At 69.0% G+C, this 11745-nt stretch carries 13 protein-coding genes; 3 read left to right on the top strand and 10 right to left on the bottom strand.

Annotated features, from left to right (window positions below; all coding sequences use genetic code 11):
• Nucleotides 1–80 precede the first annotated feature (80 nt).
• The 8 genes from AC1D2E_RS32420 to AC1D2E_RS32385 form a co-directional block, all read right to left on the bottom strand.
• Nucleotides 81–1286, bottom strand: coding sequence for a multidrug effflux MFS transporter (locus AC1D2E_RS32420; protein WP_478201202.1), 1206 nt, complete (start codon nt 1284–1286; stop codon nt 81–83).
• Nucleotides 1287–1351: 65 nt separating this feature from the next.
• Complete coding sequence (locus AC1D2E_RS32415; RefSeq protein WP_478201201.1) at nt 1352–1894, bottom strand: methylated-DNA--[protein]-cysteine S-methyltransferase; 543 nt, start codon at nt 1892–1894, stop codon at nt 1352–1354.
• 15 nt (nt 1895–1909) lie between these two features.
• Complete coding sequence (locus AC1D2E_RS32410; protein WP_478201200.1) at nt 1910–2542, bottom strand: PqiC family protein; 633 nt, start codon at nt 2540–2542, stop codon at nt 1910–1912.
• A complete protein-coding gene (locus AC1D2E_RS32405) occupies nt 2539–4176 on the bottom strand; it encodes a PqiB family protein (RefSeq protein ID WP_478201199.1) in 1638 nt (545 codons plus the stop codon). Before AC1D2E_RS32405 ends, AC1D2E_RS32410 begins: the two co-directional genes overlap by 4 nt.
• Nucleotides 4173–4907 carry a paraquat-inducible protein A gene (locus tag AC1D2E_RS32400; RefSeq protein ID WP_478201198.1) on the bottom strand — a complete coding sequence of 245 codons (735 nt, stop codon included), beginning with the start codon at nt 4905–4907 and terminating at the stop codon, nt 4173–4175. The genes AC1D2E_RS32405 and AC1D2E_RS32400 overlap by 4 nt, the downstream gene beginning before the upstream one ends.
• Nucleotides 4904–5527 carry a paraquat-inducible protein A gene (locus AC1D2E_RS32395; protein ID WP_478201197.1) on the bottom strand — a complete coding sequence of 208 codons (624 nt, stop codon included), beginning with the start codon at nt 5525–5527 and terminating at the stop codon, nt 4904–4906. The genes AC1D2E_RS32400 and AC1D2E_RS32395 overlap by 4 nt, the downstream gene beginning before the upstream one ends.
• 47 nt (nt 5528–5574) lie before the next feature.
• The gene (locus tag AC1D2E_RS32390) at nt 5575–6339 is read right to left on the bottom strand and encodes a carbonic anhydrase (RefSeq protein ID WP_478201196.1); all 765 of its coding nucleotides are present in this window, start codon (nt 6337–6339) and stop codon (nt 5575–5577) included.
• 270 nt (nt 6340–6609) lie between these two features.
• Nucleotides 6610–7530 (bottom strand): LysR family transcriptional regulator, encoded by a 921-nt coding sequence (locus AC1D2E_RS32385; RefSeq protein ID WP_478201195.1) that lies wholly within the window; start codon nt 7528–7530, stop codon nt 6610–6612.
• Nucleotides 7531–7609: 79 nt separating this feature from the next.
• Between AC1D2E_RS32385 and AC1D2E_RS32380 the strand changes: the two genes are divergently transcribed.
• Entirely contained in the window at nt 7610–8788 is a 1179-nt protein-coding gene (locus AC1D2E_RS32380; RefSeq protein WP_478201203.1) for an MFS transporter, read from the top strand.
• Nucleotides 8789–8829: 41 nt separating this feature from the next.
• Nucleotides 8830–9870, top strand: a complete 1041-nt coding sequence (locus tag AC1D2E_RS32375) for an aldo/keto reductase (RefSeq protein ID WP_478201194.1) — start codon at nt 8830–8832, stop codon at nt 9868–9870.
• A 23-nt stretch (nt 9871–9893) separates the two neighbouring features.
• Here AC1D2E_RS32375 and AC1D2E_RS32370 read toward each other — a convergent pair whose 3' ends face one another.
• Complete coding sequence (locus AC1D2E_RS32370) at nt 9894–10253, bottom strand: DUF1428 domain-containing protein (RefSeq protein WP_478201193.1); 360 nt, start codon at nt 10251–10253, stop codon at nt 9894–9896.
• Between the two features lie 162 nt (nt 10254–10415).
• Here AC1D2E_RS32370 and AC1D2E_RS32365 point away from each other — a divergent pair, with 162 nt between their 5' ends.
• A complete protein-coding gene (locus tag AC1D2E_RS32365) occupies nt 10416–10631 on the top strand; it encodes a hypothetical protein (protein WP_478201192.1) in 216 nt (71 codons plus the stop codon).
• On the opposite strand, the gene AC1D2E_RS32360 is transcribed toward AC1D2E_RS32365, so the two are convergent.
• Nucleotides 10632–11537 (bottom strand): SDR family oxidoreductase, encoded by a 906-nt coding sequence (locus AC1D2E_RS32360; RefSeq protein ID WP_478201191.1) that lies wholly within the window; start codon nt 11535–11537, stop codon nt 10632–10634.
• Nucleotides 11538–11745: the final 208 nt, after the last annotated feature.

Raw genomic sequence — 11745 nt, 5'->3', positions numbered from 1 at the left:
TGGCGTGCCGGCGCTGCGGCTGCGGCAGGCCGTCGCGGGCGACGGGGGCGGCCRGGGCCGCGGCGATGGCCGACACCGCCTCAGCCCGCCTGGCAGGCGGCCGGGCGCCGGCCGTCCAGGGTGAGCCAGGTCAGGACGACCGCGACCAGCGCGCCGCCCGCCATGCCGGTCACCATCGGCAGCGGCCGGCCGTCGGTGAACAGCCCGACCACCGCCATCACCAGCGCGCCGGTCAGCATCTGCAGCGTGCCGAGCAGTGCCGACGCGGTGCCGGCGATGGCGCCGTGCTGCTCGAGGGCCAGCACCGAGGTGGTGGGAATCACCAGGCCCATCAGGCCGCTGGCGATGAAGTACAGCACGATCAGCACCGCCAGCCGGTCACCGCCGCTGGCGAAGTAGGCGAACATCGCGAGCATCACCGCGCCGCAGGCGCAGACGCTGGTCTTGACCACGCGCTCGATCCCGAAGCGCTCGCACAGCGGGCCGTTGAGYTGCGCGGCGGCGAAGAAGGCCGCTGCGTTGACGCCGAAGGCCACGCTGTACAACACCGGCGACAGGCCATAGTGGTCGATCATCACGAAAGAGGAGTTCGCCAGGTAGGTGAAGAAGCCGGCCATGGCGAAGGCGCCGATGAAGACCAGCCCGAGGTAGTGCGTGTCGCGCAGCAGCACGCCGTAGGCCGAGAACGCGCTGCCCAGGCTGCTTTCGACCCGCTCCTCGGCCGGCCGCGTCTCCTTGAGCACCATGGCGACCGTCGCCAGGCCGATCACGGCCGCCAGCGTGACAGACCAGAACACGCCGCGCCAGCCGGTGAAGGCGATCACCGCGCTGCCGGCCAGCGGCGCCAGGATCGGCGACACGCTGAAGACCAGCATCAGCAGCGACATCAGCCGCGCCGCGTCGGTCCCGGTGTGCAGGTCGCGCACCACGGCACGCGGGATCGCCATGCCGGCTGCGGCGCCCAGGCCCTGGACGAAGCGAAGCGCGATCAGCGTCTCGATGCGGGTGGCCAGCGCACAGCCGATGCTCGCCAGCGCGAACAGGCCGAGGCCGACATAGAGCGGCGGCTTGCGGCCCACCATGTCGGACACCGGGCCGTAGAGCAATTGCCCGACGCCGAGCGAGATGAAGAAGGCCGTGAGGCTCATCTGCACCGGCCCGATGCCGGCGTGCAGGCTGCTGCCGATCTCGGGCAGGGCCGGCAGGTACATGTCGATCGCGAACGGGCCGATGGCCGACAACAGGCCCAGCACGATTGCGATCTTGAAGAAGCGCGAGGAAGTCATGGACGGATTGTTCCCTAGGCGGCGATGGACCGTCGGCAGCGAAGCGAGCCAGCCTGTGCTAGGCCTCAGAACAGATCCCCGGTCTCGCTGTCCGGCCGGGCGCCCTCGATCACCAGCATGCGCAGCTTCGACGCCGCCCCGCCATGGGCCGAGAAACCGCCCCACTTTCCGCCGGCGGCCAGCACCCGGTGGCAGGGGACGACCGGCGCGAAGGGGTTGAGGCCGAGCGCCTGACCGACCGCGCGCGCCAGGCCCTTGTCGCCGAGTTCGGCCGCGATGTCGCCGTAGCTGCGGGTGCGTCCGGGCGGAATGCGGCGCGCGATCGCGTAAACGCGCTGGTGGAACTCGGTGATGCCCTCCATGTCGAGCACGATGTCAGCCAGGTCGCGCGGCTCGCCGGCCAGCAGCGCACGAATGCCCGCGATCGCCGACGCCACCGTGCAAGGCACCTCGGCTTCCGCCACCCCAGGGAAACGCCGCCTCATGCGCGCGCGGGTGGCGCCCTCCTCGCCCTCGGGCAGTTGCACGCCGACGACGCCGCGCGGGCCCCAGGCGATGCCACAGGCGCCGATGGCCGTGTCGAAGAGCGCGAAGCCGTTCGGGTGCATCGCCGGTGGCCCGCCTCACGCCGCGCACGAAGCCGCCGGCTGGGCCGGCAGCGCGGCAACGCTGGCAGCGATCGCGTCGGCCAGTTGCGAGGCGACGCGCTGCGCACCCTGCGCCAGCGCATCGATACCGCCAGCGACCGGCTCCGACACCGAGATCCGGCAACCGACGCCCGGCCCTTCGTCCGTTCGGCGCAGGGTCCAGCTGAAGGCCGCGTCGACCCGGCTGCCCTCGATGGCATCGAACTGGCCCATCTGCACCGCAATGCGGATCGCCGGCTGGCCGCGGGGGCGGCCGGACTTGCTGACATCGACCGCGCCGAGCCGCGCGGCCACCGCGCTGCCCAGCGCATCTCGCAATTCGCTCTCGAACGAGGAGGACCAGCGATGCTGCTCGAGGATCTCGACCTGCGGCCCGCCGGCCGCATCCTTCTGCCGCACCACCAGTTGCGGCCGGACGAAACGCTCGGGCATGGCGATCGGCGCGAGTTCGATGTAGAGCGGCGCGGCTGCGGCGGCCGGCGCCCGCGCAGCCGGCGCGGCGGTCTCCGCCAGGCTGTAGAACTGGGTGCGCGTACTGCCGCAGCCCGCCGCCGCCAGCATCGCCGCCGTGAAAAGCCATGCGCCCGGGCGCAACGTCGTCGATCTCATTTCTGCTTGTCCTCCGGCTTGCCGCGGATCAGGGATTCGGGATGGCGCTCCAGGTAGTCGGTCAGGACGCGCAGCGACCCCGCGGCCCGCGTGACCTCCTGCAGCGTCTGGCGCAGATCCTGCTGCAGCGGCGCGTCGTCGGCGATGGTCTTCTCGGCCGAGTTCAGCGTCCGCCGCACATCCTTCATGGCCGCGGCCATCTCGGGCGTCAGGTCGTTGTGGATGCTCTTGACCAGTTGTTCGGCGCTGCCCAGCGTCTTGTTGAGCGTGCCGATCGCCTTGCGCAGATCGTTGCTGATCTCGTCGAACGGCACCTTGTTGAGCTTGCGCGCGATGTCCGACACCTGCGCCTGCAGTTCGTCCAGGCTGTTGGGCGTCGTCGGCAGCTCCAGCGGCGTGCGTTCGATGTCCAGCGTGGCCGGCTTGGCGTCCGGGAAGAAGTCGATCGCCACATAGACCTGCCCGGTCAGGAGGCTGCCGGTGCGCAATTGCGCGCGCAGCCCCTTGCTGACCAGGAAGCGCCAGCGTTCGAGCTGCGACAACTGGCTTTCCTTGGCCGGATCGGAGCCCCGGCGCCGCAGGCGGTCGGGGTAGATCTGAACCACCACCGGCATCTTGAACTCGCGCTCGGTGCGGTCGAACTCGACCCCGATCGACTTGACCTCGCCGATCACGACGCCGCGGAAGTCGACCGGCGCCCCGGGCGACAGCCCGCGCAGCGACTGGTTGAAATACAGCAGCATGGTGCGCGACGGACCGTCCGGCTCCTTCATTGCCGTGGTCTCGTCACCCGCCAGCATGAAGGCCGCGTTCTCCTGCGCCACCGGTCCGTTCTGGTCGTCGGGCGACTGGAAGGCGATGCCGCCCAGCAGCACCGTGACCAGCGATTGGGTCCGCACCTTGAGGCCGCTCGCATTGAGGTCGACATCGAAGCCGCTGGCATGCCAGAAGCGGGTGTTGACGCCGACGAACTTGTCGTAGGGCGCGTTCACGAAGACCCGCAGCGTGACGGCGCGGCCATCGCCATCGAGTTCGTAGGCCGCGACCTGCCCCACCTTGATGCGCCGGAAGTACACCGGCGAACCGATGTCGAGCGAGCCGATGTCGCGTGACTTGAGCAGGAACTGCCGGCCCGAGGCATCGCGCGTGACGATCGGCGGGGTCTCGAGGCCGGCGAATTCGCCGGCGGTCTCGTCCGAGGTGCCCGCGTCGGCGCCGATGTAGGCACCCGACAGCAAGGTTCCGAGCCCGGAGATGCCCGTGGTGTCGAGCCGCGGGCGCACCACCCAGAAGCGGGTGTCCTGCGCGGTGAAGGCGCTGGCCTCCTTCTTGAGTTGCACCAGCACCCGCACATGCGAGCGGTCGGAGGCCAGGCGGATGCTCTGCACGGTGCCGATCTGCACGTCCTTGTACTTGACCGCGGTCTTGGCGGCCTCGAGGCCCTCGGCGCTCTTGAAGGTCAGCACGATCTCGGGACCGCGGTCCATCAGGATCCGGGCGACCAGCGCCACGCCGACCATCGCGGCCACGATCGGAATCAGCCAGATCAGCGAAGGCAGCCAGTTGCGCCGCCTGACGACCCTCGGCGCGGACCGCGGCGGCGGGGGCTCGGGTCGGATGGCTTCGTCACTCATATCGGTTCATTGTCCATTGTTGTTTCTTCGGGACCCGCAGCAGCCTCGGCGTCCCAGGTCAGCCGGGGATCGAAGCTCAGCGAGGCCATCATGGTCAGCACCACCACCGCGCCGAAGGCCGCGATGCCGACGCCGGCCGTGATCTCGGCGAAGCCATGGATGCGCACCAGTCCGGCCAGCAGCGCCACCACGAAGACGTCGAGCATCGACCAGCGGCCGATCACCTCGAGCATGCGATAGAGCTTGGCCCGCTCGAGCTGGCGCCAGGTGCTGCGGCGCTGGGCCGTGATGTTCAGCAGGGTCAGCGCGCTGAGCTTGAACAGCGGCACCAGGAAGCTGGCGATGAAGATCAGCGCCGCCAGCCCGTAGGCGCCGGTCACCCAGAAATAGATGACGCCGCTCAGGATGGTGTCCTGCTGGGTGCCCAGCAGGCTCTTGGTGATCATCACCGGCAGCAGGTTGGCCGGCAGGTAGAGGATCGCGGCGGCGACCAGGTAGGCCCAGGTGCGCTGGATGCTGCCGGGCTTGCGCGCGTGCAAGTGGGTGCCGCAGCGGGCGCAGGGCTCGCCGTCGACCGCGCCTTGCCAGGTGGTGCCGCAATGGTGGCAGGCCATCAGCCCCTGCGATCCCGCGGTCTCGACGGTCACGTCATCACTTGGCGCAGGACCTTCGCGCCGCAGTGCCTTGGCAATGGCCTTGGGAATGGCCCGGGGAATGGCCCGGCGGCTCATCCGTCCTGCCCCGGCCGCGGCTCGAAGGCCATTTCCCAGAAGATCCGGGGGTTGAACGACAGCACCGCGGTCAGCAGCACGGTGAGCCCCATGAAGGCCCAGAGCGCCGGGCCCGCGATGACCTGGGCCATGCTGCTGAGCTTGATGATCGCCACCAGCACGCCGAGCAGGAACACCTCGATCATGCCCCAGGGCCGCAGCGCCACCAGGGCGTTGAGCAGCACGTCGAAACCCGCCGGCCGGCGCTCGTAGCGCAGCGGCACCAGCAGGTAGAACAGGATGCACAGCTGCAGCAGCGGGAACAGCAGCGTGGTCGCCAGCACCAGCAGCGCCACCGGTGACATCCCTTCCATGCTGAGCGCCACCACTGCGCCGACCAGCGTGGTCTGGTTGCTGAGGCCCTGGAGCTCGATCTCGACGATCGGGAACAGGTTGGCGATGGCGAACAGGATCAGGCAGGCCACGGTGAGCGGCAGCACGCGGGCGCTCTGGTCGCCAGGGTGGCGGTCGAGTTCGGTGCTGCATCGCGGGCAATGAGACACCTCGCGGCGGCGCAGCCGCACGCGGCGGTAGACCGCGTCGCAGCCTTCGCAGACGATGGCGTCAGGGACTTCTTTCATGGATTTGTGCAGCTATTGTCAGGCAAGCGCAAAGCTGCTGTTGCGACCTATTCGCCCGCGGTTTCTTCCACCGGCTCGCGGCCGTTCAGCGGCTGGATCGGGCGATGATTGTCCCGAAACAAGCGGCGCAAGCCATCGATCTGCGCCCGCGACATCTCGATCGGGCGCTCCAGCACCACCCAGTGCACCCGCTCGGTGCACGGCGGGGTGGTCAGCGAGCCGGTGTACAGCAGGGCTTTGTGGTCGGCCGGCAGCACGGCGGCAAGATCGATCTCGAGGTCGCGGCCGGCACCGCCGGCCTTCGGAGGCTTGGCGAAGACCGGCGCCAACGCTTCGTTCCTGTGGCCGGCCTTGATCATCACCCCGATCACCGTGATGGCGCCGTCGGCGCTCTTGTTGACCAGGTGCATCTCCATCGGGAACGCACGGCCGTCGAGGTGATGTTCGCTGGGCGCGTGGAAATGGAACTGGGCCAGGCGATGCTCGACGCCTCGATGGACGGCCTTGTTGTCCGCTGCGCCTTCCAGATCCAGTTCGAGGGTGTGGCCGTTGTTGACGAGCCGACCCGCGGCCTTGCCATAGCGGAGTTCGGCATCGTGCCGCGCCAGCGCCTTGGCCTTGGCCGCAGGCAGGTCGACCGGCGACTGCTGCTGTCCAGTCTTGCAGATCACGTTGTCGGGTGCCAGCGCAGCCCACTCGGCGGGACCGGTCTTGCCGCCATAGGACCAGTGTGCGTGTTCGAGCGCCGAGGCAGCGGCGCAGAGACTGAAAGCGAAAAGCCCCGCGAGTGCGGGGCGAGAGAGGCTGGGCATGAGAGTTTGCAATTGTCGTGAATGACTGCGACCTCCGGAAGTGGAGCGCAGGCGCCGTAGCGCCGCGAGATTTTCGAACCGGCGCAATCCCGCTCCGGGAAAAGCGGCTAGCGACCCTTCCTTTCGTTTCGAGGGAAACTTCCGCCCTCACGACGCCCAGGCGCTCCCCGCTTCAAGCGGAGCCCATTTTTCGCATTGACCTGCTTCAGGCGGTTTTCGCGGTCGTAGTCGCAGGTGGTGGTTGGCGCGAGCGTGGGCCACCGCTGGGTGCTAGAGGCGCGGACGCCCATCGTCCCCCACGTGCGCCGCCAGGAAGTCCAGAAGCGCCCGCACGCGCGCCGGCAAGCGCCCGGGCTTGCCGAGGTAGACCGCATGGATCGGCGCGAAGTCGCCGGGGTTGAAAGCCTCCAGCACCGGCACCAGCCGGCCGGCATCGATGTCGGCCTGCACCTGGTACAGCGACAACCGGCCCAGGCCGACGCCCGCCAGCAGCAGCGCGCGCAGGGCCTCGCCATCGCCGGCTCGAACGTTGCCGTTGACTGGCATGTCGATCACCCGGCCGTCGACCGAGAGCGGCCAATCGGGGACGCTGCGCCGGTAGGTGAAGCCGAGCCGGTTGTGCGCTTCGAGTTCCTGCGGCGTGTAGGGCGTGCCATATCGGGCGAGATAGGCGGGTGCGCCGACGATCGCCTGTCCCGTGGCGCCGAGCCGCCGGGCCACCAGATCGGACGGCGGCAATGTGCCCCAGCGAATCGCGACGTCGGCACGCTCCTCCATCAGATCGACAACGCGGTCGGTCAGCACGATGTTGAGCGTGATCTGCGGGTGCAGTTCGAGAAAGCGCGGCACCAACGGGATCAGCACCTGCTGCCCGAAGGGAACGCTCGCGTTGATGCTGACCCGACCGCTCGGCGCCGCGCCCGCTGCGGCACAGCGCTCGGCCTCGTCCATGTCGGCCAGAACGCGCACGCTGCGCTCGTAGAAAAGCTGGCCTTCGGCCGTGAGCTGCAGCTTGCGCGTGGAGCGGTGCACGAGTTGGGCGCCGAGCCGCGCCTCGAGGCGGCCGATCAGCTTGCTGACCGCCGAGGGGGTCATTCCCTGAGCGCGGGCACCGGCCGAGAAGCTGCCGCGCTCGACCACTTGCACGAAGGCTTCCATCTCGCCGGAACGGTTGATCTCGGAGCGGGGCATTTGTGACTTCAATTCACAAGAGCATGTCGGGCCGGCATTCTATTCATGCTCCCGCGAAGCCGGCACAGTCATGGCCATCATGCCCATCGCCCTCCTCGCCCTCACCGCCGGTGCCTTCGGAATAGGCACCACCGAATTCGTCATCATGGGCCTGCTGCTGCAGGTGTCCGCCGATCTCCAGGTCTCGATCGCGACCGCCGGCCTGCTGATCTCGGGCTACGCGCTCGGCGTCGCGGTCGGCGCGCCCCTGCTGACCATCGCCACCCGCCGCCTGCCGCGCAAGACCGTGCTGCTCGGGCTGATGGCCATCTTCACGCTCGGCAACATCGCCTGCGCCATGGCCGGCAGCTACGAGCTGCTGATGGCCGCGCGGGTCGTCACCTCGCTGGCGCACGGCACCTTCTTCGGCGTCGGCTCGGTGGTCGCCACCGGCCTGGTGCCGCCGGAGCGCCGCGCCTCGGCGATCGCCATCATGTTCACCGGGCTCACCGCGGCGACGCTGCTCGGCGTGCCGGCCGGCGCCTGGCTCGGCCTGCACTTCGGCTGGCGCTCGACCTTCTGGGCGGTGGCGCTGATCGGGGTCGCCGCCTTCACCGTGCTGGCGCTGTTCGTGCCGCGCGGCCGGGCCGACGCCGCGCCGTCCCCGCTGCGTGACGAACTCGCCGTGCTGGCCCGGCCGCAGGTGCTGCTCGGGCTGGCGATCACGGTGCTGGGCTTTGCCGGCCTGTTCGCCGTCTTCACCTACATCCAGCCGCTGCTGACCCGCGTCACCGGCGTCTCGGAGGCCGCGGTGTCGCCGATCCTGCTGCTGTTCGGCGGCGGACTGGCCGTCGGCAACCTGCTGGGCGGCCGGCTGGCCGACCGCGCGCTGATGCCGTCCCTCCTGGGCTCGCTGATGGCGCTGGCCGCGGTGCTCGGTGCGGTGCAGTGGCTGGTCCACACGCCCTGGACCGCGGTGGTGTTCGTGCTGCTGCTGGGCATCGCCGCCTTCGCCACCGTCGCCCCGCTGCAGCTGCGGGTGCTCGACAAGGCGGCGGGCGCCGGACAGAACCTGGCCTCCAGCCTCAACATCGCGGCCTTCAATCTCGGCAACGCGCTGGGTGCCTGGACCGGCGGCGTCGTCATCGAGCGCGGGCCCGGCCTGCAGGCGCTGGGCTGGGTGGCGGCGCTGCTGACGCTGGCCGGGCTCGCGATCGCTCTCTGGAGCCGGGCACTCGATCGACGGCTTCCGGTGGCCGCGGCCACCGCCTGCGCCTGAACCGCCCCACCCTTTCACACCCACGCAGACAAGGACGCACCATGGAATACCGCTATCTCGGCCACTCGGGCTTCAAGGTCCCTGCCCTCGGCTTCGGCGCCGGCACCTTCGGCGGCGAAGGCCCGCTGTTCAGCGCCTGGGGCAACACCGATGTCGCCGGGGCACGTCGCATCGTCGACATCTGCCTCGACGCCGGCGTGAACCTGTTCGACAGTGCCGATGTGTACTCGAGCGGCGCTTCCGAATCGATCCTGGGCGCTGCCATCCAGGGCCGGCGCGACAAGGTCATCCTGTCGACCAAGCTCGCGCTGCGCGCGGGGGACGGACCGAACGACGTCGGCGCCTCGCGCCACCACCTGGTCCGGGGCGTCGATGCCGCGCTCCGGCGCCTGGGCACCGACACCATCGACCTGCTGCAATTGCATGCCTTCGATGCCATGACGCCGGTCGAGCAGGCGCTGCGCACCCTCGACGATCTGGTGCGCGCCGGCAAGGTCCGCTACATCGGGGCCTCCAACTTCTCGGGCTGGCAGCTCATGAAGTCACTGGCGGCCTCGGACCGGCTGGGCCTCTCGCGCTACGTGGCGAACCAGACCTACTACTCACTCGTCGGCCGCGACTACGAATGGGAGCTGATGCCGCTCGGGCTCGACCAAGGCGTCGGCGCCATCGTCTGGAGCCCATTGGGCTGGGGCCGGCTGACCGGCAAGATCCGGCGCGGCCAGCCGCTGCCCGCCGGCAGCCGCCTGCACGACACCGCCGGTTTCGCGCCGCCGGTGGACGACGAGCGGCTCTACCGCGTGGTCGACGCGATGGACCAGGTGGCCGAGGAGACCGGCAGGACGCTGCCGCAGATCGCGCTCAACTGGCTGCTTCGGCGCCCGACCGTGGCCAGTGTGCTGATCGGCGCCCGCGACGAAGCGCAACTCGTGCAGAACCTCGGTGCGCTGGGCTGGGAGCTGACGGCCGAGCAGGTCGCGCGCCTCGACGCAGCGAGCGCGGTGACGCCGCCGTACCCCTACTACCCTTACTGGAACGGACAGTTCGCGGAGCGCAGTCCGGTCGCCGTTTCGCTGCGCTGAGCCGCCCTCCGGGCGTCGAGGACTCAGAACGCGACCAAGGGCTCGAAGCCGCCCCAGAACATCCGCTTGCCGTCGAACGGCGTCTGGGCCGGGTCCATCATGTCGGCCAGGCGCGGGTCGCTCATCGCCTTGGCGTTGACCTCGTCGCGCTGGCCGCGCGATTCGAACACGATCCAGGAGAACACCACGATTTCGTCGTCCTTGAGCTGTACGGCCTGCGGAAACGACGTATGCACGCCGGGCTTGACGTCCTCGGCGATCCACTCGCGGTACTCGAGCGCGCCATGCTCGCGCCAGACGGCGCCGGCGCGGGCCGCCATCTGGCGGTACGCCTCGATCTTGTCTTTCTTGAGGGGCAGCACGTATCCATCGACATAGGCCATGCAAGTCTCCTAGATGCGAATCGAGCACACCGAACTGAGCGGTTCAGTATATGCAGTCGCATCGCCGGCCCCAAGTCCCGACAGCGCACGCAGGCATTGGAATCGGCAGAACCGGTTTCGAATCCCGCAGAATCCGGGCATTCCTTTGTCCGAGGCCCCTGCATGTCCACCGAGCTGGTCCAGGTACTCGTCCTGCTGGGCGCCGCGATCGCCATGTTCGTCCTGGGACGGCCGCGGCTCGATGCGGTGGCCCTGCTCATGATCGTGCTGCTGCCGGTCACCGGCGTGCTCGACATGAACGTCAAGGTCGGCCTGCCGCTGGCCGCCATGGTGCTGCTGCTCAGCGTGCTGCTGGTCCCCTGGCTGCTGCCGCCGTGATCAGCCGGCCCGAAGCTGTTCGCGCAGCTTGGCACCGATCTCGGGCCGTTCCAGGAACGGATCGGCGGGGTTCGTGATCGACACGATGTTCTCCATCCGGCTCTTCACGTTGCCGAGGGCCTTGGGATGGCTGAAGACATAGAACTGGTTGGCGCTGATCGCATCGAACACCATCTGCGCGACTTCGGCGGCGCTGACCTTGCCGCTGCTGACCGCCTTGTTGCTCATCGCCTGGCCGATCAGCTGGCTCTTGGTGAGCTCGCCGCCAGCCAGCGCGCCAGGGCGATTGCGTTCGCTCTGCGTGATGCCGGTGGGCACGAAGTACGGGCACAGCAGGCTGGCGCCGATCTGGTCGGTGACCAGCCTCAGGTCCTGGTAGAGCGTCTCGGTGAGGCTCACGACGGCCGCCTTGGCGGCGTTGTAGATGCCCATGTTGGGCGGCGTCAGCAGGCCCGCCATGCTGGCGGTGTTGACGATGTGGCCCCGGTACGCCGGGTCTTTTGCGGCGGCTTCGAGCATCATCGGCGTGAACAGGCGCACACCGTGCACCACGCCCATCAGGTCGACGCCCAGCACCCACTCCCAGTCGGCAACGCTGTTCTCCCACACCAGTCCGCCGGCGCCGACGCCGGCGTTGTTGAAGACGAAGTGCGGCGCGCCGAAGCGCTGCTGCACCGCCTTGGCGAGCTCGTCCATCTGCGCCGCGTTGGCGACGTCGACCTTGCGGGCCAGAACCTGGGCACCGGCGGCCTCCATCTCGGCCTGTGCCTTGTCGAGCGCATCCTGTTGCACGTCGACCAGCACGAGGTTCATGCCGCGCGCCGCGCCGATGCGCGCGCATTCGAGGCCGAAGCCGGAACCGGCACCGGTGAGAACGGCAGTCCTGCCCTTGAAGTCCTGAATCATTTGCGCGTGTCCTTTCGTCTCTTTGTGGGGTGTCGAGGCGCTATTGAAATACGGATTGCGCGCGGGCGCAGTCGCGAAGGTTCCGTTCTGATCTGTCCCGCAAGCCCCTGGTCAGTTGAGGACAGAGCAAAAACTGCTGCGCAGTTCTTGGTCTGTCCCGCAAGGCTTAGTCAGTTGAGGACAGAGCAAAAACTGCTTCGCAGTTTCT

This window comes from Variovorax sp. P1_H2 (assembly GCF_056405295.1).
The sequence above is the reverse complement of the archived record's forward strand: the minus strand, read 5'-3'. Positions and strand labels throughout refer to the sequence as shown.

Coding starts and splice junctions, on each gene's coding strand:
- AC1D2E_RS32415 (WP_478201201.1), bottom strand. CDS start 1,894: ATGCACCCGAACGGCTTCGCGCTCTTCGACACGGCCATCGGCGCCTGT.
- AC1D2E_RS32410 (WP_478201200.1), bottom strand. CDS start 2,542: ATGAGATCGACGACGTTGCGCCCGGGCGCATGGCTTTTCACGGCGGCG.
- AC1D2E_RS32405 (WP_478201199.1), bottom strand. CDS start 4,176: ATGAGTGACGAAGCCATCCGACCCGAGCCCCCGCCGCCGCGGTCCGCG.
- AC1D2E_RS32400 (WP_478201198.1), bottom strand. CDS start 4,907: ATGAGCCGCCGGGCCATTCCCCGGGCCATTCCCAAGGCCATTGCCAAG.
- AC1D2E_RS32395 (WP_478201197.1), bottom strand. CDS start 5,527: ATGAAAGAAGTCCCTGACGCCATCGTCTGCGAAGGCTGCGACGCGGTC.
- AC1D2E_RS32390 (WP_478201196.1), bottom strand. CDS start 6,339: ATGCCCAGCCTCTCTCGCCCCGCACTCGCGGGGCTTTTCGCTTTCAGT.
- AC1D2E_RS32385 (WP_478201195.1), bottom strand. CDS start 7,530: ATGCCCCGCTCCGAGATCAACCGTTCCGGCGAGATGGAAGCCTTCGTG.
- AC1D2E_RS32380 (WP_478201203.1), top strand. CDS start 7,610: ATGCCCATCGCCCTCCTCGCCCTCACCGCCGGTGCCTTCGGAATAGGC.
- AC1D2E_RS32375 (WP_478201194.1), top strand. CDS start 8,830: ATGGAATACCGCTATCTCGGCCACTCGGGCTTCAAGGTCCCTGCCCTC.
- AC1D2E_RS32370 (WP_478201193.1), bottom strand. CDS start 10,253: ATGGCCTATGTCGATGGATACGTGCTGCCCCTCAAGAAAGACAAGATC.
- AC1D2E_RS32365 (WP_478201192.1), top strand. CDS start 10,416: ATGTCCACCGAGCTGGTCCAGGTACTCGTCCTGCTGGGCGCCGCGATC.
- AC1D2E_RS32360 (WP_478201191.1), bottom strand. CDS start 11,537: ATGATTCAGGACTTCAAGGGCAGGACTGCCGTTCTCACCGGTGCCGGT.